The organism is Paracoccus sp. TD-10 (assembly GCF_048270675.1).
Taxonomy (GTDB): domain Bacteria; phylum Pseudomonadota; class Alphaproteobacteria; order Rhodobacterales; family Rhodobacteraceae; genus Paracoccus; species Paracoccus pantotrophus.
In genome coordinates, this window is the sequence record NZ_CP182420.1 from 509,703 (window position 1) to 530,710 (window position 21,008).

The 21,008-nt window shown below is 67.9% G+C and carries 19 protein-coding genes; 11 read left to right on the forward strand and 8 right to left on the reverse strand.

All coding sequences use genetic code 11. From position 1 onward, the window contains the following. Window positions 1-57: 57 nt before the first annotated feature. The 10 genes from ACNKFW_RS21240 to ACNKFW_RS21285 all read left to right on the forward strand — a co-directional run bounded on the left by ACNKFW_RS21240 (window position 58) and on the right by ACNKFW_RS21285 (window position 9,180). Window positions 58-1,191 (forward strand): acyl-CoA dehydrogenase family protein, encoded by a 1,134-nt coding sequence (locus ACNKFW_RS21240; RefSeq protein WP_147429213.1) that lies wholly within the window; start codon window positions 58-60, stop codon window positions 1,189-1,191. Continuing rightward, window positions 1,188-1,607, forward strand: coding sequence for an acyl-CoA thioesterase (locus tag ACNKFW_RS21245; protein ID WP_024843845.1), 420 nt, complete (start codon window positions 1,188-1,190; stop codon window positions 1,605-1,607). The genes ACNKFW_RS21240 and ACNKFW_RS21245 overlap by 4 nt, the downstream gene beginning before the upstream one ends. Beyond that, a complete protein-coding gene (locus ACNKFW_RS21250; protein WP_024843844.1) occupies window positions 1,600-1,995 on the forward strand; it encodes a RidA family protein in 396 nt (131 codons plus the stop codon). Before ACNKFW_RS21245 ends, ACNKFW_RS21250 begins: the two co-directional genes overlap by 8 nt. Before the next feature lie 66 nt (window positions 1,996-2,061). Then, complete coding sequence (locus ACNKFW_RS21255; protein WP_333483852.1) at window positions 2,062-3,702, forward strand: AMP-binding protein; 1,641 nt, start codon at window positions 2,062-2,064, stop codon at window positions 3,700-3,702. A 102-nt stretch (window positions 3,703-3,804) separates the two neighbouring features. After that, window positions 3,805-4,950, forward strand: a complete 1,146-nt coding sequence (locus tag ACNKFW_RS21260; RefSeq protein WP_028710263.1) for an ABC transporter substrate-binding protein — start codon at window positions 3,805-3,807, stop codon at window positions 4,948-4,950. A 60-nt stretch (window positions 4,951-5,010) separates the two neighbouring features. Further along, complete coding sequence (locus ACNKFW_RS21265; RefSeq protein ID WP_114669241.1) at window positions 5,011-5,922, forward strand: branched-chain amino acid ABC transporter permease; 912 nt, start codon at window positions 5,011-5,013, stop codon at window positions 5,920-5,922. A gap of 3 nt (window positions 5,923-5,925) precedes the next feature. Next, window positions 5,926-6,918: a branched-chain amino acid ABC transporter permease gene (locus ACNKFW_RS21270; RefSeq protein WP_333483851.1), complete on the forward strand. Its 993-nt coding sequence runs from the start codon at window positions 5,926-5,928 to the stop codon at window positions 6,916-6,918. Next, the gene (locus ACNKFW_RS21275) at window positions 6,911-7,675 is read left to right on the forward strand and encodes an ABC transporter ATP-binding protein (protein WP_333483850.1); all 765 of its coding nucleotides are present in this window, start codon (window positions 6,911-6,913) and stop codon (window positions 7,673-7,675) included. The genes ACNKFW_RS21270 and ACNKFW_RS21275 overlap by 8 nt, the downstream gene beginning before the upstream one ends. After that, the gene (locus ACNKFW_RS21280; protein WP_024843838.1) at window positions 7,672-8,361 is read left to right on the forward strand and encodes an ABC transporter ATP-binding protein; all 690 of its coding nucleotides are present in this window, start codon (window positions 7,672-7,674) and stop codon (window positions 8,359-8,361) included. Before ACNKFW_RS21275 ends, ACNKFW_RS21280 begins: the two co-directional genes overlap by 4 nt. Further along, window positions 8,362-9,180: an alpha/beta hydrolase gene (locus ACNKFW_RS21285; protein ID WP_333483849.1), complete on the forward strand. Its 819-nt coding sequence runs from the start codon at window positions 8,362-8,364 to the stop codon at window positions 9,178-9,180. A gap of 21 nt (window positions 9,181-9,201) precedes the next feature. Here ACNKFW_RS21285 and ACNKFW_RS21290 read toward each other — a convergent pair whose 3' ends face one another. The 8 genes from ACNKFW_RS21290 to cyoA all read right to left on the reverse strand — a co-directional run bounded on the left by ACNKFW_RS21290 (window position 9,202) and on the right by cyoA (window position 19,258). Next, window positions 9,202-9,489 carry a hypothetical protein gene (locus tag ACNKFW_RS21290; protein ID WP_024843836.1) on the reverse strand — a complete coding sequence of 96 codons (288 nt, stop codon included), beginning with the start codon at window positions 9,487-9,489 and terminating at the stop codon, window positions 9,202-9,204. Between the two features lie 83 nt (window positions 9,490-9,572). After that, complete coding sequence (locus ACNKFW_RS21295; RefSeq protein ID WP_333483848.1) at window positions 9,573-12,272, reverse strand: cation-transporting P-type ATPase; 2,700 nt, start codon at window positions 12,270-12,272, stop codon at window positions 9,573-9,575. Between the two features lie 79 nt (window positions 12,273-12,351). Further along, the gene (locus ACNKFW_RS21300) at window positions 12,352-14,160 is read right to left on the reverse strand and encodes a PHA/PHB synthase family protein (RefSeq protein ID WP_333483847.1); all 1,809 of its coding nucleotides are present in this window, start codon (window positions 14,158-14,160) and stop codon (window positions 12,352-12,354) included. Between the two features lie 182 nt (window positions 14,161-14,342). Then, window positions 14,343-15,035 (reverse strand): SURF1 family protein, encoded by a 693-nt coding sequence (locus ACNKFW_RS21305; RefSeq protein ID WP_114669401.1) that lies wholly within the window; start codon window positions 15,033-15,035, stop codon window positions 14,343-14,345. Then, window positions 15,032-15,415: a cytochrome o ubiquinol oxidase subunit IV gene (gene cyoD, locus ACNKFW_RS21310; RefSeq protein ID WP_024843832.1), complete on the reverse strand. Its 384-nt coding sequence runs from the start codon at window positions 15,413-15,415 to the stop codon at window positions 15,032-15,034. Before cyoD ends, ACNKFW_RS21305 begins: the two co-directional genes overlap by 4 nt. Continuing rightward, a complete protein-coding gene (gene cyoC, locus ACNKFW_RS21315; RefSeq protein ID WP_114669402.1) occupies window positions 15,415-16,032 on the reverse strand; it encodes a cytochrome o ubiquinol oxidase subunit III in 618 nt (205 codons plus the stop codon). Before cyoC ends, cyoD begins: the two co-directional genes overlap by 1 nt. A gap of 3 nt (window positions 16,033-16,035) precedes the next feature. After that, window positions 16,036-18,042, reverse strand: coding sequence for a cytochrome o ubiquinol oxidase subunit I (gene cyoB / locus ACNKFW_RS21320; protein ID WP_114669403.1), 2,007 nt, complete (start codon window positions 18,040-18,042; stop codon window positions 16,036-16,038). A 13-nt stretch (window positions 18,043-18,055) separates the two neighbouring features. Further along, window positions 18,056-19,258 (reverse strand): ubiquinol oxidase subunit II, encoded by a 1,203-nt coding sequence (gene cyoA / locus ACNKFW_RS21325; RefSeq protein ID WP_114669404.1) that lies wholly within the window; start codon window positions 19,256-19,258, stop codon window positions 18,056-18,058. 217 nt (window positions 19,259-19,475) lie between these two features. Here cyoA and ACNKFW_RS21330 point away from each other — a divergent pair, with 217 nt between their 5' ends. Then, the gene (locus tag ACNKFW_RS21330; RefSeq protein ID WP_024843829.1) at window positions 19,476-20,801 is read left to right on the forward strand and encodes an MFS transporter; all 1,326 of its coding nucleotides are present in this window, start codon (window positions 19,476-19,478) and stop codon (window positions 20,799-20,801) included. The last annotated feature ends 207 nt before the right edge of the window (window positions 20,802-21,008 follow it).

Sequence of the window (21,008 nt, forward strand, 5' to 3'; positions counted from 1 at the left end):
TCCTCGGAGCAATGGCGGGCTCAATGGACAACCTCCGAGGATATTTGGACAAGGAAGATGGACAAGAGCTTTCTGGACTGGCCGTTTTTCGAGACCCGCCACCGCGAACTTTCGGCGGCGCTTGAGGATTGGTGCGCGGCGCATCTGCCGGTGGATCACGGCGATGTCGATGCCGCCTGCAAGGTGCTGGTCGCGGCGCTTGGGGCGGCGGGCTTCTTGCGTCATAGCGGCGCGGGCGCGGGCGAGGCGCTGGACGTGCGCAGCCTGTGCCTGATCCGCGAGACGCTGGCGCGGCACGATCCGCTGGCCGATTTCGCCTTTGCCATGCAGGGGCTGGGCATGGGGGCGGTGACGCTGTTCGGCACCCCCGGCCAGCGGGAATGGCTGGAGCAAACGCGCGCGGGCCGGGCGATCTCGGGTTTCGCGCTGACCGAGCCCGGCGCCGGTTCGGACGTGGCCAGCACCGCGACGCTGGCCGAGCGTGCCCCGGGCGGCTGGCGGCTGACGGGCGAAAAGACCTACATCTCGAACGGCGGCATCGCCGATCTCTATGTCGTCTTCGCCCGCACCGGCGAGGCACCGGGCGCGCGGGGCTTGTCGGCCTTCCTGATGCCGGCCGACAGCGCCGGGCTGACGATCGCCGAACGGATCGAGGTCATCGCCCCGCATCCCCTGGCCCGGCTGAAGCTGGACGGGGTGGTGCTGCCGGATGCGGCGCTGATCGGCCGGCCGGGCGAGGGGTTCAAGATCGCCATGTCGGTGCTGGACGTGTTCCGCCCCACGGTCGGGGCGGCGGCGCTTGGCATGGCCCGCCGTGCGCTGGACGAGGCCCTGGCGCGGGCGCGGCGGCCACGGGCCGGCGGCGGCACGCTGGCCGATCACCAGATCGTGCAGGGCCATCTGGCCGACATGGCGCTGAAGGTGGATGCGGCGGCGCTGCTGGTCTATCGCGCCGCCTGGACCAAGGACATGGGCGCGCCGCGCGTCACCCGCGAGGCGGCGATGGCCAAGCTCTATGCCACCGAGGCCGCGCAGGAGGTGATCGACGCCGCGCTGCAACTGCATGGCGGCGACGGCGTGCGCCACGGCAGCGCGGTCGAGGCGCTTTACCGCGACATCCGCGCCCTGCGCATCTACGAGGGCGCCAGCGACGTGCAGCGCGTGGTCATCGCCCGGAGCGTTCTGGCATGATCTACCGGCGCCGCATCCAGGTCGAGTTCAACCATTGCGACCCGGCGGGGATCGTCTTCTATCCCCGTTACTTCGAGATGCTAAACTCGGTGATCGAGAATTTCTTCGCCGAGGTGCTGGCCTATCCTTTCACCCGCATCCATGTCGAGGAGGATTGCGCGGTTCCGACCGTGCAGATCGAGGCCGGGTTTCGCGCGCCCTCGCGTCTGGGCGAGGTGCTGGATTTCGCGCTGGAGGTGCAGCATGTCGGCGGCTCCAGCGCGCGGCTGGTGCAGCGGGCCAGCGCCGGCGGGCAGTTGAAGCTGCAATGCGTCTCGACCCTGGTCTGGGTCACGCCGCAGGGGCGCGCCGCGCCCTGGCCCGAGGCGATCCGCCGCAAGATGATCGCGTTCATGGAGGCAAGCGATGGTGCATGAGGTTCTGCATCCGAGGAACTGGAAGGCGACGCCGGGCTATTCCAACGGCATCGCCGCCACCGGGCGGATGGTGTTCACCGGCGGCATGATCGGCTGGAACGACCAGCAGGAATTCGAGACCGACGATTTCGCCGGGCAGGTGCGCCAGGCGCTGCAATCCATCGTCGCCGTGCTGGCCGAAGCCGGCGCGCGGCCCGAACATCTGGTTCGCCTGACCTGGTATGTCACCGACAAGCGCGAATATCTGGGCGCGCTCAAGGACATCGGGCAAGCCTACAAGGAGATCATCGGCCGGCATTATCCGGCCATGGCGCTGGTGCAGGTCGTGGCCCTGGTCGAGGACCGCGCCAAGGTCGAGATCGAGGCAACCGCCGTGATCCCCGCCTGACGGGGGCGCGGCACAAGCGGGCCAAGGCACGACAAGATGCCGGCCCGCCCAACAGGGAGATTGAAGATGACGGGCAATCCGCCGCTTGGACCCTCGGCGCATGTCGATAGCTTCTCGCGCGACAACCTGCCGCCGGCCGAGCTTTGGCCGCGGCTGAAGCTGGACGGCTTCGCCTATCCCGAATACCTGAACGCCGCGGTCGAGCTGACCGACCGCATGGTCGAGAAGGGTTTCGGCGACCATATCGCGTTGATCGGCAACGGCCGCATCCGCAGCTACAAGGAACTGACCGACTGGACCAACCGCATCGCCCATGCGCTGGTCGAGACTTACGGCCTGCGGCCGGGCAACCGGGTGCTGATCCGCTCGGCCAACAACCCGGCCATGGTGGCCTGCTGGCTGGCCGCGACCAAGGCCGGGGCGGTGGTGGTCAACACCATGCCGATGCTGCGCGCGGGCGAACTGGCCAAGATCATCGACAAGGCCCAGGTCAGCCACGCGCTTTGCGACACAAGGCTGATGGACGAGCTGGCGCTGGCCGCCAAGGGCAGCCGGCACCTGAAGACCGTGATCGGCTTCGACGGCACGGCGAACCACGATGCCGAGCTGGACCGCGCCGCCCTGTCGCAGCCGGTGCGGTTTCAGGCGGTGCGCACGGGGCGCGACGACGTGGCGCTTCTGGGCTTCACCTCGGGCACCACGGGCGAGCCCAAGGCGACCATGCATTTCCACCGCGATATCCTGATCATCGCCGACGGCTATGCCCGCGAGGTGCTGGAGGTGCGGCCCGAGGATGTCTTCGTCGGCTCGCCGCCTTTGGCCTTTACCTTCGGGCTGGGCGGGCTGGCGGTGTTTCCGCTGCGCTTCGGCGCCTCGGCGGCGCTGCTGGAGAACGCCTCGCCGCCGAACATGGTCGAGATCATCCAGAAATACCGCGCCACCATCTGCTTCACCGCGCCGACCGCCTATCGGGTGATGATGCGGGCGATGGACGAGGGCGCCGACCTGTCCAGCCTGCGCGCCGCCGTCTCGGCCGGCGAGACGCTGCCCGGCCCGGTCTACGAGGAATGGATGGCCAAGACCGGCAAGCCGATGCTGGACGGCATCGGCTCGACCGAGATGCTGCACATCTTCCTGACCAACCGTTTCGGTGACAGCCGCCCGGCCTGCACCGGCCGCCCGGTCGCGGGCTACGAGGCGCGGATCATCGGCCCGGACGGGCGCGAATTGCCGCCGGGCGAGACCGGGCGGCTGGCAGTGCGCGGCCCGGTCGGCTGCCGCTATCTGGCCGACCCCGAGAAGCAGCGCGCCTATGTGCAGGACGGCTGGAACCTGACCGGCGACAGTTTCTGGCGCGACGAGCAGGGCTATTTCCACTTTGCCGCCCGCACCGACGGTATCATCGTCTCGGCCGGCTACAACATCGCCGGCCCCGAGGTCGAGGCGGCGCTGCTGGCCCATCCCGACGTGCTGGAATGCGCCGTGGTCGGCGCCCCGGACGAGGCGCGCGGCCAGATCGTCGAGGCGCATGTCGTGCTGCGCCCCGGTGCCGCGGCCGGCGAGGCCTTGGCCAAATGCTTGCAGGATCATGTCAAATCCGTCATCGCGCCCTTCAAATACCCGCGCCGCGTGGTCTTTGCCGAGGCGCTGCCCAAGACCGAAAGCGGCAAGATCCAGCGATTCCGTCTGCTGGAAGGGCGGGCGTGACCCTTGGGGTTGCGGACTGATGCGCGAAAGCCGTTGCAGCCCGCGACCGCATCATAAAAACATGCGACGACCAATCATCGCGCATTATTCAGGGAGTTCGACATGAAACTGAAAAGACTGCTGATCTGCGGCTCTGCCGCCCTGGCCCTGGCCGGGGCCGCCCAGGCCGAACCCGTCAAGGTGGGCATGATCACCACGCTGTCGGGCGGCGGGGCCGGGCTGGGCGTCGACACGCGCGATGGCTTCCTGCTGGCGCTGAAGAACGCCGGCGATGCCGGCAAGCAGGTCGAGCTGGTGATCGAGGACGACCAGCAGAAACCCGATGTCGCGGTGCAGATCGCCGACAAGATGATCCAGTCCGAACAGGTGGACGTGCTGACCGGCATCGTCTGGTCGAACCTCGCCATGGCGGTGGTGCCGGCGGCGGTGGCGCAGGACAAGTTCTATCTGTCCACCAATGCCGCGCCCTCGCAGCTGGCCGGGGCGGGCTGCAATCCGAAATACTTCTCGGTCTCCTACCAGAACGACAACCTGCACGAGGCGGCGGGCGCCCATGCCACGGATGCCGGCATCGGCAAGGTCTTCATCATGGCGCCGAACTATCCCGCCGGGCAGGATTCGCTGGCGGGCTTCAAGCGTTACTACAAGGGCGAGGTGGTCAGCGAGATCTATACCCAGGTCGGCCAGACCGATTACGCCGGCGAAATCGCCCAGATCCGCGCCAGCGACGCGGATGCGGTGTTCTTCTTCCTGCCCGGCGGCATGGGCATCGCCTTCATGAAGCAATATGCCGAATCCGGCGTCGGCAAGCCGGTGATCGGCCCGGCCTTCAGCTTCAGCCAGGACATCCTGCCCGCGGTGGGCGATGCCGCGCTGGGGGTCAGGAACACCGCGCAATGGTCCAAGGATCTGGACAATGAGGCCAACAAGGCTTTCGTCGAGACCTTCCAGGCCGAATACGGCCGGCTGCCCTCGCTTTACGCGGCGCAGGCCTATGACACGGCCAACCTGCTGCTCTCGGCCGTCGCCAAGGCGGATGTGGGCGATGCCGATGCCTTCCGCGCCGCGCTGGCCGAAGCGGATTTCCCCAGCGTGCGCGGCAAGTTCCGCTTTGGCCCGAACCAGCACCCGATCCAGGACTATTACGTGCGCGAGGTGGTCAGGGAAGGCGAGGTGCTGACCAACAAGATCATCGGCCCGGCCATGGCCGACCATGGCGACGCCTATGCCGAGCAGTGCAAGATGTAAGCCCTGCCGGGCCGGGTCGACAAAGCCCGGCCCCCTGGCAAATCGGGAGAGAAAGCGGTGATGCTTCTGGCCGAGCAGGCGCTGAACGGCCTGCAATACGGGATGATGCTGTTTCTGATGGCGGCCGGGCTGACGCTGGTCTTCGGCGTCATGGGGCTGATCAACCTTGCGCATGGCTCGCTCTACATGACCGGGGCCTTCGCCTGCGCGGCGGTGGCGGCGGCCACCGGCTCGTTCTGGCTGGGGCTGGTCGCCAGCCTGGCGGCCGCCGCCGCCGCGGGTGCGCTGGTCGAGATCGCGGTGATCCGCCGGCTTTACGCCCGCGACCACCTGGACCAGGTGCTGGCGACCTTCGCGCTGATCCTGGTGTTCTCCGAGGGCACGCGCTGGCTCTTCGGTTCCTTCCCGCTTTACCTCAAGCTGCCCGGCTCGCTTTCCGGCGCGGTGGTGCTGCCGGGCGGGCTGCATTACCCGCTGTTCCGGCTGGTGATCATCGGCTTCGGCGCGGCAGTGGCCCTGGGCCTGTGGTGGCTGATCACCCGCACCCGGCTGGGCATCCGCATCCGCGCCGGCGAGGCGGATCGCGAGATGATCGGCGCGCTGGGGGTGGACATCGCCCGGCTCTACACCATCGTCTTCGCGCTTGGCGCGGCGCTGGCGGGACTGGCGGGCGCGCTGGTCGGCACCATCCAGTCGGTGCAGGTCGGCATGGGCGAGCCGGTGCTGATCCTGGCCTTCGTCGTGGTGGTGATCGGCGGCATCGGCTCGATCAAGGGCGCCTTCATCGGCGCGCTGCTGGTCGGCATGACCGACACGCTGGGCAAGGCGCTGCTGCCGGGGCTGCTGTCGCGGGTGCTGGACGCGTCCAGCGCCAATACCGTGGGCGCTTCGCTGGCCTCGGTGCTGATCTATGTGCTGATGGCCGTGGTGCTGATCCTGCGGCCGCAGGGGCTTTTCGGGGCGAGGGCCTGAGTGATGCGAGAGACATTGAACCGCGACACCGCGATCAACCTGGCGATCCTGGCCCTGCTGGTCGCCACCGCCGTCGCCGCGCATCTGCTGGGCGAGGGCTTTGCCGTCACGCTGGCGACCAAGGCGGCGATCTTTGGCCTGGCGGGGGTGGGGCTGAACCTGGCGCTTGGCTATGGCGGGCTGATCTCGTTCGGCCATGCCGCCTTCTTCGGCATCGGCGGCTACGTGACCGCGATCCTGGCCAGCCATGCCGCGGCGGGCACGCCGGTCGCCACGCTGCCCTTCACCGTCATGGGCAGCAACGAGATGCTGGGCATCTGGCCCATGGCGATGCTGGCGGCGGGGCTGGCGGCGCTGGCCATCGGGGCGCTGTCCTTGCGCACCTCGGGCGTCTATTTCATCATGGTGACGCTGGCCTTCGCGCAGATGCTTTACTATTTCGCCATCAGCTGGCCGCGCTATGGCGGCGAGGACGGGCTGAGCTTCTATGTCCGCAACAGCTTTCCCGGCCTGAACACCTTTGCCCCGATCCAGTATTTCGCCGTCTGCGCCACATTGCTGGCCGTGGCGCTGGCCTTTACCGCGGTCGTTACCCAGTCGCGTTTCGGCCTGGCCTTGCAGGCGGCGCGGCAGAACAGCCAGCGCACCGTCGCCGTCGGCATCCGCCCCTATGCCATCCGGCTGACGGCTTTCGTGCTGTCGGGGATGATCGTCGGGCTGGCGGGGTCGCTTTACGCCGATCTGAACCGTTTCGTCAGCCCGGCCATGCTGTCCTGGCACATGTCGGGCGAGATCATGGTCTTCGTCATCCTGGGCGGTGTGGGGCGGCTTTGCGGCCCGGTCGCGGGTGCGGCGATCTTCATCCTGCTGGAGCATGTGCTGGGCGGCATCAGCGATTACTGGCAGGCGCTGCTGGGCCTTCTGCTGCTGGGGATCGTGCTGTTCGCGCCGGGCGGGCTGATCGGCATCGTCACGAAAAGGGGCCGCCATGCCTGAACCCAAGCTGAACGAACCCATCCTGGAGATCCGGGGCCTGCGCAAGTCCTTCGGCGCCTTGCTGGCGACCGACGATGTCAGCCTGGACCTGCGCCCGGGCGAGATCCACGCCCTGATCGGCCCGAACGGCGCCGGCAAGTCCACGCTGATCAAGCAGATCGTCGGCGAGATCCGACCCGACGCCGGCAGCATCCGCTTCGAGGGGCAGGTGATCGACGGGCTGGGCGCCGCGGCGCGGGCGCGGCTGGGGCTGGCGCGCAGCTTCCAGGTGTCCTCGGTGATCCCGGATTTCACCGTGCTGCAAAACGTCATGCTGGCGGTGGCCGGGGCCAGCGGCACGGTGTTCCGCTTTCACCTGCCGGCGCTGGCCGACCGCAAGCTGACCGAACCCGCCCTGTTCCATATCGAGCAGGCGGGCCTGGCCGGGCGGCAGCTGGTCCCGGCCGCGAGGCTTTCGCATGGCGAGCGCCGCAAGCTCGAGATTGCCATGGCGCTGGCCCTGCGCCCGCGCGCCTTCCTGCTGGACGAGCCGATGGCCGGCATGGGGCTGGAGGGCGGGCGACAGCTGACCGCGATCCTGTCGGAGCTGCGCAACGAGGCGCCGATCCTGCTGGTCGAACATGACATGGATGCGGTCTTTGCGCTGGCCGACCGCATCTCGGTGCTGGTCTATGGCCGCGTCATCGCCACCGGCAGCGTGGCCGAGATCCGCGCCAATCCCGAGGTGCGGCGCTCCTATCTGGGAGAGGATGCATGACCCGGCTTTTGGAACTGCGCGACGTGACCGCATCCTATGGCCCGGTGCAGGCGCTGTTTGGCATCACGCTGGATCTGGATCAGGGCGAGGTGGTGGCGCTGATGGGCCGCAACGGCATGGGAAAGACCACGACGATCCGCTGCATCAGCCGCCTGATGCCGCATTCCGGCGGCAGCCTGCGCCTTGCCGGCCGCGATGTCGCCGGGCTTTCCGCGCCCAAGGTGGCGCGGCTGGGCGTCGGGCTGGTTCCCGAGGGCCGGCGCTGCTTCGCGCCGCTGACCGTGGCCGAGAACCTGACCGTCGCCGCCCGTCCCGGCCCCTGGGACATGGCCCGGGTCTGCGCGCTGTTTCCCCGCCTGCAGGAACGCATGGGCCAGGTCGCGCGCACCCTGTCGGGGGGCGAGCAGCAGATGCTGGCCATCGGCCGGGCGCTGATGACCAATCCGCGCCTGCTGGTGCTGGACGAGGCGACCGAGGGTCTGGCCCCGGTCGTGCGGCAGGAGATCTGGGCCGGCGTGCGGCGGCTGAAATCCGAGGGGTTGTCGATCCTGCTGGTGGACAAGTCGCTCAGCGAGATCGCCTCGGTCGCCGACCGCGCCGTGATCGTGGAACGCGGCGCGACGGTCTGGCAGGGCGGCATCGCCGACCTGACCGCCGACCTGACCGACCGCTATCTGGGGGTGTGAATGGCGGTGGCGATTTACCGGGGGATGACCCGGCAGGAACTGGACGTGGCCTATAGCAACACTGGCAGGCTTGCGGATTTTCCGGGGCTGATGCGGGATTTCCGCGCCCGCAGCGACCGGTTCTACGCCGCGCATGACTGCCGGCGGGATCTGCGTTACGGCCCCGGCGCGCGCCAGACCTATGACTGGTTTCCCTGCGGCCGGCCGGATGCGCCGGTCTTCGTCTTCATCCACGGCGGCTATTGGCAAAGCTGCGTCAAGGAGGATTTCGCCTTCTGCGCCCAGGGCCCCATGGCGCGCGGCCATGACGTGATCCTGGCCGAACACACCTTGGCGCCCGAGACGTCGATGACGCAGATCGTGGCCGAGATCGGGCGCCTGCTCGACCATCTGGCGGCGGAGCTGGCCGGGCGGCCGCTCTGCCTGGCCGGGCATTCCGCCGGCGGGCATCTGGCGGCCATGCATCGCGGCCACCCGGCCGTGGCCTCGGTGCTGGCGATCAGCGGGCTGTTCGACCTGCTGCCGATCAGCCTCGGGCAGCTGAACGACAAGCTGCAGCTGACCGCGGCCGAGATCGCCGCCTGCAGCCCGCAGCGCAATATCGGCGCCGGCGCGCCCATGTTGATCGCTGTCGGCGCCGAGGAACTGCCGGAACTGATCCGCCAATCCGACGATTATGCCGGGGCCTGCCGGCTGGCGGGCGAGCGGGCGGCGCTGCTGCACGTTCCGGGCTGCGACCATTTCCAGGTGCTAGGCGATCTGGCGGACCCGGCCGGGATGCAATTGTCGGCCCTGGCGGCGCCGGACATGCGGCCCTGATCCGGGCGTGTGGCGCGGGGTTCAGCGATTGCTGTCGATCCAGCGCGACAGCAACTGGCGGTCGCGGAAGCATTCGTCGGGAACGGCGCGGCGCTTGAGCCGGGCGATGCGCTCGGCAAAGGCGACCTGTTTCGATGTCGGCAGTCCCGTGGCCGGCCGCATCCGCGCCTGCGCCTCGATCCAGGCGCTGAGCGTGCGGCGGTCCTGCTGCACATCCCAGGGCAGCAGCGTCTGGTTCCTCAGCGCCAGCGAGCGGGCATAGGCGATCTGGCGCGGCGTGGCCGGCAGGGCAAAGGTGGTGGCATCCATGGCGGATCTCCCTTGCGGATCATGGCCCCAACCTAGAACATATCGGGAACAAAATCAATCCGGGGGGAGCGATGCCGCCGCGGCTAGAGGGTCAGGCGGCGGGTCACGATCTTTTCGATCTCCAGGATGGCCATGGTCACGACGCCGGCCAGCACGATCACCAGCCCGTCGACAAAGGCCAGGGGCGCGCTGTCGAACAGGGCGTGCATGAAGGGCGCATAGGTGAACAGAAGCTGCGCCGCGACCACCACGGCAATCGCCCCCAGCACCGCGGGCGTGCCCATGGCGCCGATCAGGCTGAAGGATGTGCGATGCAGGTAGCGCACGTTGAACAGGTAGAAGATCTCCATCACCACCAGCATGTTGACCACCATGGTGCGGGCACCCTCGATCCCGTAGCCGCGATGCTGGGCATAGGCGAAGATGCCGAACACCCCCAGCATGAACAGCACCGAGACGAAGCCGATGCGCCAGACCAGGAAGCGCGACAGGATCGGCGCGTCGCGCGGGCGCGGCGGGCGGTTCATCACGTCGGGCTCGGGCGGCTCGAAGGCCAGCACCAGGCCCAGGGTGACGGTCAGGATCATGTTGATCCACAGGATCTGCACCGGCGTCATCGGCAGGGTCACGCCCAGGATGATGGCCAGGATCACGCAAAGCACCTCGCCGCCATTCGAGGGCAGCGTCCAGCCGATCACCTTGCGGATATTGTCGTAGACGGTGCGGCCCTCATGCACGGCGGCGACGATCGAGGCGAAGTTGTCGTCCAAGAGCACCATCTGCGCCGCCTCCTTGGCGGCTTCGGTGCCCTTGCGGCCCATGGCGACGCCGACATCGGCCTGCTTGACGGCGGGCGCGTCGTTCACCCCGTCGCCGGTCATGGCGACGATATGGCCGTTCGCCTGCAAGGCATTGACGATGCGCAGCTTGTGCTCGGGCGTGGCGCGGGCAAAGACACTGACCTCCTCGACCACCTGGCGCAGCCTTTCGTCGGGCATGCCGTCCAGCGTGGTGCCCTCCAGCACCTTCGGGTCGTCGGCGATGGCCAGCTGGCGGGCGATGGCCGCTGCCGTGCCCTTGTGGTCGCCGGTGATCATCTTGATCGCGATCCCGGCCGAGCGGCATTCGGCCACCGCGGCGATGGCCTCGTCGCGCGGCGGGTCGATGAAGCCGGCCAGGCCCAGGAATGTCAGCCCGCCCTCGACCATGGCGAAATCCAGCCGCTCTACCTCGGGGCCGGCGGCAAGGCTGGCAAAGCCCAGCACCCGCTCGCCGCCCTCGGCACAGGCGTCGATGCATTCCTGCCAATAGCCGGGATCGAGCGGCAGGGTGGTGCCGCCCACCGCCTGCGCGGCGCACATGGCCAGCACCCGTTCCGGCGCGCCCTTGACGAAGATGCGCCGCCCGCCCTGCGGGGTTTCGTGCAGCGTCGCCATGAAACGGTGCTGCGCGTCGAAGGGGATCTCGTCCAGCCGGTTCCAGGCGGCGCGTTCGGTTTCCGGGTGCAGGCCGGCCTTAGCGGCGGTGGCGACCAGCGCGCCTTCCATCGGGTCGCCCAGCACGGCCCAAAGCCCGTCGCGTTCGACCAGCAGGGCGTCGTTGCACAGAAGCCCGGCGCGGATCAGGGCGTCGCGCTCGGGGTCGGGCAGGGGCTCGGCGCCGTCGGGGCCGGAAAACCGCCCCTCGGGGGCATAGCCGGTGCCGGATACCGCGGTCAGGCTGGCGGCAGTCACCAGATGGCGCACGGTCATTTCGTTGCGGGTCAGCGTGCCGGTCTTGTCCGAGCAGATCACCGAGGTCGCGCCCAGCGTCTCGACCGCGGGCAGGCGGCGCACCACGGCATTGCGCGCGGCCATGCGGCGCACGCCGATGGCGAGCGTGATGGTGATCACGGCGGGCAGCCCCTCGGGGACCACGCCGACCGCCAGCGCCACCACCACCATCAGCGCATCCAGCGGGGCATAGCCCCGGAACAGCGTGGCAAAGGCGAACAGCAGCGCCGCGGTGGCGATGGCGAACCAGGTAAAGCGGGTGCCGAAGGCGTTGATCTGGCGCAGAAGCGGCGTGGTCAGGGTCTGCACCGCGCCGATCATGCCGGAAATGCGGCCGATCTCGGTTCGCGGGCCGGTCGCCACGGCCACGCCGATGCCCTGGCCGGTGGTAATCAGCGTGCCGGAATGCAGGATCGGCGCGCGGTCGCCAAGCGCGGCATCGGGCGTCACCGGCGGCTCGGTCTTTTCCGCCGGCACCGATTCGCCGGTCAGGAGCGCCTCGTCGGCGCTGAGCCCGCGGGCGCGCAGCAGGCGCAGGTCGGCGGGCACCTTGTCGCCGGCCTCGACCACCACGATGTCGCCGGGCACGATCTGCCGGGTGTCGAGGGTGTGCCGCTCGCCCTCGCGCAGCACCACGGCATGGGGGGCGATCATGTCGCGGATGGCGTCCAGCGCGCGTTCGGCCTTGCCCTCCTGGACAAAGCCGACGACGGCGTTGACCAGCACCACGACGACGATCACCGCGCCGTCGATGACATGCCCCAGCGCGATGGCCGCGACCGCCGCCGAAAGCAGGAAATAGATCAGCGCATTGTTGAACTGCGCGAGGAAGCGCAATGCCGGATGGGTGCGGGCGGCGGGCGGCAGCTCGTTCGGCCCGAAACGCTCCAGCCGCCGCGCGGCCTCGTCATGGGCCAGCCCGTCCAGGCTGGTCGCCAGCGCGGTGCAGACCTCCTCGCCGCTCTGGGCATGCCATGCGGACCCGTCCGGCACGATCTCGGCTGGCTTCATGGCGCTCTCCTTCGGCAGTCACCTGTCCCGGACCTGTTTGGCGGCATTCGTCCCTGCGTGCAATGCGCGGGGCCGGGCGCTAGCGTTGCAGCACATAGCTGCCGGGCGCATCGGCCAGCGGTGCATAGCCGGCCCTGCGGGCGCCCAGGGCCGGCGGCGGGACGTGCTTGGCCGAGGAATGCGCGGCCAGCCATCCGGTCCAGGCCTCCCACCAGGAACCCGGCCGCGCCTCGGCGGTCTCGGCCCAGCTGTCGGGGCTGGGGCAGCGTCCGCCGGCCGCGCGCAGCGCGATGCGATAGCGCCGGCGCGGCCGGCCCGGCTCGCTGACGATGCCGGCATTGTGGCCGCCGCTGGTCAGCACGAAGGTCAGCTCGGTATTGCTGAGGTAATGGATCTTGAAGACCGAGCGCCAGGGCGCGACATGGTCGCGCTCGGTGCCGACGACGAAGATCGGTACGCGGATGTTCTGGATCGCAGCGGGCCGGCCCTCGACCATGAAGCGTCCGGCGGCCAGTTCGTTGTCCAGGTAGAGCCGCTTGAGGTATTCGGCATGCATCCGGTAGGGCATGCGCGTCGAATCGGCGTTCCAGGCCATCAGGTCGATCATCGGCTTGCGCTCGCCCATCAGGTAGTCATGCACCATGCGCGACCAGATCAGGTCGTTCGAGCGCAGCAGCTGGAAGGCCCCGGCCATCTGGTCGGCGGACAAATAGCCCCGGTTCCACATTATGCTTTCCAGAAGGTTGACCTGGCTGTGGTCGATGAACAGCGCCAGCTCTCCCGGCTCGCTGAAATCGGTCTGCGCCGCCAGCAGGGTCAGGCTGGCCAGCCGGTCGTCGTCGCCATGCGCCATATCGGCGGCGGCGATCGACAGCAGCGTGCCGCCCAGGCAATAGCCGACAGCATGGACCTTGCGCTGCGGCAGGATGGCGCCGACCGCATCCAGCGCCGCCATCACCCCCAGCCGGCGATAGTCGTCCAGTGACAGGTCGCGATCCTCGGCCGTGGGATTGCGCCAGGAGATGCAGAAGACCGTATGCCCCTGCGCCACCAGGTGCCGGATCAGCGAGTTCTGCGGCGACAGGTCCAGGATATAGTATTTCATGATCCAGGCCGGCACGATCAGGACCGGCTCGGCCAGCACCGTTTCGGTCGTGGGGGCGTATTGGATCAGCTCGATCAGGTGGTTGCGATAGATCACCTTGCCGGGTGTCACCGCCACGTCCTTGCCGACCACGAAAGCCTCGGTCCCGACCGGGGGCTGGCCGGTGGCCTGGCGGATCACGTCCTCGGTCCAGTTGCGCATGCCGGCGACCAGGTTCATGCCGCCGGTCTTCATGGTGCGGGCGATCACCTCGGGATTGGTGAAGGGCAGGTTCGAGGGCGAGAACACGTCCAGCATCTGCCGCGCGGCGAAGGAGACGATCTCCTCGTGATGCGGGTTCACGCCGGGCACCTCATGCGTGGCATTGTGCCACCATTGCTGTTGCAGCAGGAAGGCCTGCGCCCAGATGCTGAAGGGCGGCTTCTTCCAGCCCTCGGCGGCAAAGCGATAATCGCCGGGCAGCGGGTCGATGCAGGCGGGCGTCTCGCGGTCCACGCCAAGCGCGGCCAGGTGGCACAACAGCCGCGCGGCCTTGCGGTTGGCCTTGTCGACCAGTTCCATCCGCTTGCCCGGCGCGGCGGCCAGGTGCATGGTCCAGTCCTGCAGGGCCAGCGTCAGCGCCGCCGGCGACAGCCCGCCGGTGAACTGCGCCGCCATTGCCTCGCGCATGCGGTCGAAGGTGCGGAAGGCTTCGCGCCCCAGCGTCTCGGGGCAGGGCACGGGCGGCAGGTCGGCGGATGCGGATGCGGCAGCGGGCTTCGGTGCGCTGGTCGGGGTCTTCATGGGCATCTCCTTGGCGGACGCGGGGGCGGGCACGCAGGGACCGGATGACGATGGGGCGCGGCTCGGTCCTTCCGACCTGGCGGCGCCAGCATCTTGCCCACCCTTGCGGATATCAAGCCGCCAGGACGTTGATTCAAGTCAAGTCGCGTGGGTTTTCCTGGGCCCTGGCCCCTTCGCGCCCGTCAGTCCCGCGCGCCCCGGCGCCGGGCCCAGAGCAGCCAGCCCGCCCAAAGCGCCGCCAGCGAGAACCAGGTCAGGGCATAGCCCAGGTGGCTGTTGCGGAAACGGACCACGGTCAGCCCGCCGATGGGCTGCGCCCCGCCGCCCTGGGCATCGGCGTCGAGAAACCAGGGCGCGACCGGGCCAAGCCCCTGCGCCGCGGCGATGGCGGCAGTGTCGCGGGAATACCAGCGCCCGGCCGCGGGATCGTTGCCGCGCAGGAAGGCGCCGCCGGGCTGGCTCATGCGCAGCAGGCCCGTCACCGTGACCTCGCCCTGGGGGAGGGGGCGGTCGTCGCGGGCGGTATCCGCGACGAAGCCGCGATTGACCAGCACGGTCCAGCCCTCGGGCGTTTGCAGCGGCGTCATCACCCAGAAGCCCGGCCCGCGTTCCGTCACCGCCTTGACCAGCGTGTCGCTGTCCGCGCGATAGGTTCCCGTCACCGCGATGCGGCGGTATTCGGCATCGCGCGCGTCCATCCCGGCCCATTCGGCAGGTCCGGGGGCGGGGACCGGGCCTGCCGCCAGCCGCGCCTCGACCCGCGCGATCAGGTCGGTCTTCCAGGCCAGCCGCTGCACCTGCCAGAGCCCCAGCGCCATCAGCGCCAGGAACACCGCCAGCGCCCCGGCCGGCGCCGCCAGCCGGCGCAGGGTCACGAACCGAAGCCCTGCATCAGCTCATGGTCCATCTGCGGCATCATGTTGGTGTTCATGTGATACATGACCCAGAGCGAGCCGGCCAGCAGGATGACCACCACCACCACGGTGAAGATGGTGGAGAGCATGGTCCAGCCCTCTTCCTGCCTGCCGTTCATGTGCAGGAAATAGACCATGTGGACCAGGATCTGCACCACGGCAAAGCCGATCACCGTGACGGCGGTCAGGGCGCGGCTTTCGAAGCCGCCGGCCATGACCAGGCCAAAGGGGATCGCGGTCAGGATCACCGAGAGCAGGAAGCCCTTGAGGTAAGAGGCATAGCTGCCATGGTCGTGGCCGTGATCGTCGTGATGCGCGGCATGGGCGTGTTCGGCGGACATCAGATCATCCCCAGCAGATAGACGAAGGTAAAGACGCCGATCCAGATGACGTCGAGGAAATGCCAGAACATCGACAGGCAGACCATGCGGCGCTGGTTCGCCGGGATCAGCCCGGTCCGGGTGATCTGCACCATCAGCGTCACCAGCCAGATCGAGCCGAAGGTGACATGCAGCCCATGCGTGCCGACAAGCGTGAAAAAGGCCGACAGGAACCCGGACCGCTGCGGCCCGGCGCCGATATGGATCAGGTGGTGGAACTCGTAAAGCTCGATGGCCAGGAAGCACAGGCCGAAGAACAGCGTCACCGCCAGCCAGCGCAGCGTGCCGCGCTGGTCGCCCTTGCCCATGGCCAGCATGGCGAAGCCGAAGGTGATCGAGGACAGCAGCAGCATGGCGGTGTTGACCGCCACCAGCTCCAGGTCGAACAGGTCCTTCGGCCCCGGCCCGGCGGCGAAGCTGGTGCCCAGCACGCCATAGACCGCGAAGAGCACTGCGAACATCAGGCAGTCGCTCATCAGGTAGACCCAGAAGCCCAGGCTGGTCGAGGCGCCCTCGGGGTGGTGATGGGGCTCAAGCTCCCAATAGCGGGCCATGGTATCGGTCGTCGCGTGGCTCATCTCTCAAACCCCCTGCGCAAGCTGGCGCGTCCGGGCATCCTCGGTCGCCTCGATATCCGAGACGGGGATGTAATAGTCGCGGTCGTAATTGAAGGTATGGGCGATCGACACGGCGATGATGCCCAGGAAGCTTGCCGCCGCCAGCCACCAGACATACCAGACCAGCGCCATGCCGCAGATGGTGGCCAGCGCGGCCAGGATCACGCCGGCGCCGGTGTTCTTGGGCATGTGGATCGGCATGTAGCCCCCGGTCGGACGCACGGCGCCCTGCTGCTTCATCTCCCACCAGCTGTCCAGCCCGTGCGAGATCGGGCTGAAGGCGAAGTTATAGGCCGGGGGCGGCGAGGAGGTCGCCCATTCCAGCGTCCGCCCGTCCCAGGGATCGCCGCTCACGTCGCGATAGTCCGGCCGGTTGCGGCGCAGGATCGAGACGCCGAACTGCACGAACATGGCCGCGATGCCGCAGGCGATCAGCACCGCGCCGAAGGCGGCGATGGCGAACCAGATCCGCAGGTCCGGGTCGTCGAAGACGCGCAGCCGCCGCGTGACGCCCATCAGGCCCAGGATGTAAAGCGGCATGAAGGCGGCCCAGAAGCCCACGACCCAGAACCAGAACGAGACCTTGCCCCAGAACACGTCCAGCTTGAAGCCGAAGGCTTTGGGCCACCAGAAGTTGATCGCCGCGAACAGGCCGAACAGCACGCCGCCGATGATCACGTTGTGGAAGTGGGCGATCAGGAACAGCGAGTTGTGCAGCACGAAATCCGCCGGCGGCACCGCCAGCAGCACGCCCGTCATGCCGCCGATCACGAAGGTCAGCATGAAGGCGATGGTCCACATCATCGGCAGCTCATAGCGGATGCGGCCGCGATACATGGTGAACAGCCAGTTGAAGAGCTTGGCCCCGGTCGGGATCGAGATGATCATCGTGGTGATCCCGAAGAACGAGTTCACCGAAGCGCCCGAGCCCATGGTGAAGAAATGGTGCAGCCAGACCAGATAGGACAGCACCGTGATGCAGACGGTCGCGTAGACCATCGAGGAATAGCCGAACAGCCGCTTGCCCGAGAAGGTCGAGGTGACCTCGGAAAACACGCCGAACAGCGGCAGGATCAGGATATAGACCTCGGGGTGGCCCCAGATCCAGATGAGGTTGATATACATCATCGGATTGCCGCCAAGGTCGTTGGTGAAGAAATTGGTGCCCACGTAGCGATCCAGCGTCAGCAGGATCAGCGTCATGGTCAGCACCGGGAACGAGGCGACGATCAGGATGTTGGCGCAGAACGAGGTCCAGGTGAAGACCGGCATCCGCATCATGGTCATGCCCGGCGCCCGCATCTTCAGGATCGTCACCAGCAGGTTGATCCCCGACAGCGTGGTGCCGACGCCGGCGACCTGCAACCCCCAGATGTAATAGTCCACCCCGACCCAGGGGCTGTAGCCGATACCCGACAGCGGCGGAAAGGCCAGCCAGCCGGTCTGCGCGAACTCGCCCAGAAACAGCGAGGCCATGGTGATGACCGCGCCCCCCACCGTCATCCAGAACGAGAAATTGTTGAGGAAGGGGAAGGACACGTCGCGCGCGCCGATCTGCAGCGGCACGATATAGTTCATCAGCCCGGTGATGAAGGGCATCGCCACGAAGAAGATCATGATCACGCCATGGGCCGTGAAGATCTGGTCGTAGTGATGCGCGTTCAGGTAGCCCTCGGAGCCGCCGAAGGCCCAGACCTGCTGCAACCGCATCATGATCGCATCGGCAAAGCCGCGCAGGAACATGACCAGCGCCAGCACGATATACATGATGCCGATCTTCTTGTGATCGACCGAGGTGAACCATTCGCGCCAGAGCCAGCCCCAGAGCCGGTATTTCGTCAGCGCGGCCAGCAGCGCGATGCCGCCCAGGGCGACGACGACGAAGGTGGCCCAGACGATCGGCTCCTTCGGGATCGCGTCCCAGTTCAGCCGGCCCAGAAGAAAGGTGGTCTCGTTGGAAAAGGTAGCCATGCTTTGCGTCCGATCAGAAGTTCCGCGCCCGGCCCTCGGCGGGGTCCAGCAGCGTGACGGCATTGTCTTGCGAGGGGGCGAAGGGCCCTTTCGGCGGCACCAGCGCATGGCCGCGCAGCGGGGCCGTGTCCAGCGGCGCGCGGGCCAGCTCGGGCGATTGGCCGAACATCAGCGCCGAATCCTCGGGCGTGCAGAACGAGGCGACCTGGAAGGGTTCCCAGCCCAGCACCGGCGCGCGGGTGCCGCGGCGCTGATGCTTGTCATAGGTCAGGGCCGTCACGTTCATCGTACCGGCCAGCCCGGTGCCGCCCTGCGCGTCCAGCGCCATCATCTCGGCCATGCAGATCTTGCCCGGCTCGACGCACATGTTGACGATGCGCTGGAACAGCTGCGGGTCGACCTCGGCAAAGGACATCGGCGGCACGTTCTCGCTGGGCGCCTCCAGTTCCAGGTAGCGCGGGCGGTCCAGCGTGCCGCCGGTGGCCCGCGCCTTTTCGACCCAGGCGTCGAAGCCGGCCTCGTCGGTGGCATGCGCCTTGAAATGCATCCCCGAGAAGCCGTGTCCCGAATAATGCGAGGCGATGCCCTTGTATTCGCCGGGATGGTTGAAGACGCCGTTCAGCTTGGTCTCCATCCCCGGCATGGCATAGATCATGCCGGCCATCGCGGGGATGTAGAAGGCGTTCATCACCGAGGTCGAGGTCAGCGTGAACGCGACCGGGCGATCCACCGGCACGGCCAGCTCGTTGACCGAGGCGATGCCCTGCTCGGGATAGATGAACAGCCATTTCCAGTCCATCGCCACCACCTGCACCGGCAGCGGCTCATGCGCCTCGGTCAGCGGGCGGTCGGCGCTGATGCGGTCCAGCGGCCGATAGGGATCCAGCAGATGCGTGCCGACCCAGGTCAGCGCGCCCAGGGTGATGATGATCAGAAGCGGCGCGGCCCAGATGACGAATTCCAGCTTGGTCGAATGATCCCAGTCCGGGCGATAGTCGGCGTCCTTGTTCCTTTCGCGATAGCGGCGGGCAAAGATCACGGTCAGCACCATCACCGGCACGATGATCAGCAGCATCAGCAGGGTCGAGATCACCAGCAGGTCGCGCTGCCGCGCGGCCACGTCCCCGGCGGGCGCCAGCACCTCGGCCCTGCAGGCGGCAAGCGGAATCAGCAAGGCAAGCCAGGGCAGGCGGGCGAATTTTCTTATGTAGGTCATTGGACTACCCGATGTCGGTGAGCGACGGGAACGGAGGGCTGAGTCGCGGGGCGCGACATGGCACGGGGCGAATTACCTTGATCTAGATCAAATCCGCCATGCGACGTTTTGTCCTATACAGTTCAGTTTTGGCTTGCGGCAGCTATGAGGCCGGAAACGCCGCGGCGGGTTGGCCCGTGCCCGGCACGAATCTGCATCGCATCGGATTCCTCGACACATGAGCACCACCTCCTCCACGCCCGCCGTGCAATCGGCCGCCCCGTCCTCGCATGGCCGCCACCGGGTTTCGCCCTCGGATGTCGCGGTGGGCGTCATCATCGGGCGCACCTCGGAATTCTTCGATTTCTTCGTCTTCGCCATCGCCTCGGTGATCGTCTTTCCGCAGCGGATCTTTCCCTTTGCCGATCCGCTGACCGGGACGCTCTTGTCCTTCGCGCTGCTGGCGCTGGCCTTCGTCGCCCGGCCGCTGGGCAGCGTGCTGTTCATGAGCATCGACCGCCGCCACGGCCGCGTGACCAAGCTGACCGCGGCGCTGTTCCTGATGGGGACCGCGACCGTCGCCATGGGCCTCATCCCCAGCTACGAGAACGTCGGCGGCTGGGCCGTGGCCATCCTGGCCGTGCTGCGTATCGCGCAGGGGCTGGCCCTGGGCGGCGCCTGGGACGGCATGCCCTCGCTGCTGGCGCTGACCGCGCCGCGCCATCGCCGCGGCTTTTACGCCATGGTGCCGCAGCTGGGCGCACCCATCGGGCTGATCGTGGCCAGCCTGCTGTTCGCCTATCTGGCGGCCAACCTGACGGCGCAGGATTTTCTGGACTGGGGCTGGCGCTATCCGTTCTTCGTCGCCTTCTCGGTCAATGTCGTGGCGCTGTTCGCGCGGCTGCGCATCGTCGCGACCGAGGAATTCGCCGAGCTGTTCGAATCGCGCGAACTTCAGCCGACCCGCATCGGCAAGACCCTGCGCGAGGACGGCGGCGCGATCCTGATCGGTATCTTCGTGCCCCTGGCCAGCTTTGCCATGTTCCACATGGTCACGGTCTATCCGCTGTCCTGGATCTATCTTTACACCGACGAGACGCTGCTGAGCTTCCTGATCATCGAGGCGGTGGCGGCGACCGGCGGCATCCTGGCCATCCTGCTGTCGGGCTGGCTGGCCGACCGCTTCGGCCGGCGCAACCTGCTGCTGGTGGGCGCGCTGCTGATCGGCGGCTTTGCCGCGCTGGCGCCGCTGCTGCTGTCCGGCGGCCAGACCGGCGAGCTGGTCTACATGATCGTCGGCTTCTTCATCCTCGGCCTCAGCTTCGGGCAAAGCTCGGGCGCGGTGGCCTCGCTGTTCGAGGCGCGCAACCGCTATACCGGCTCGGCCATCGTCTCGGACCTGGCCTGGATGTTCGGCGCGGGCTTTGCGCCGCTGACCGCGCTGTTGCTGTCCACCTGGCTGGGATTGCCCGCCGCGGGGCTTTATCTGCTGTCGGGCGCGGTCTGCTCGACCGTTGCCATCCTGCTTTCGGGCAAGCTGGAGTTCCGCGCCGTCGACCCCTGATCGCGGCCCTTCCGCACCCCCACCCGCGGCAAGGATGTTGTGCAAGCCCTGGGCTTAGGCTTATCAAGGTATTGCGAGCAGGAGGAAGGCCGGTATGGCGCCGGGCGCAGCCTTGAAAAGGTTGCGCCTGGTGCGGTTTCAAGGTTGGGAGGGGGCAGAGAATCCATGCGCGATTCCTCTGAAGCGGTGGCTTGGTGTCTGTTGGCC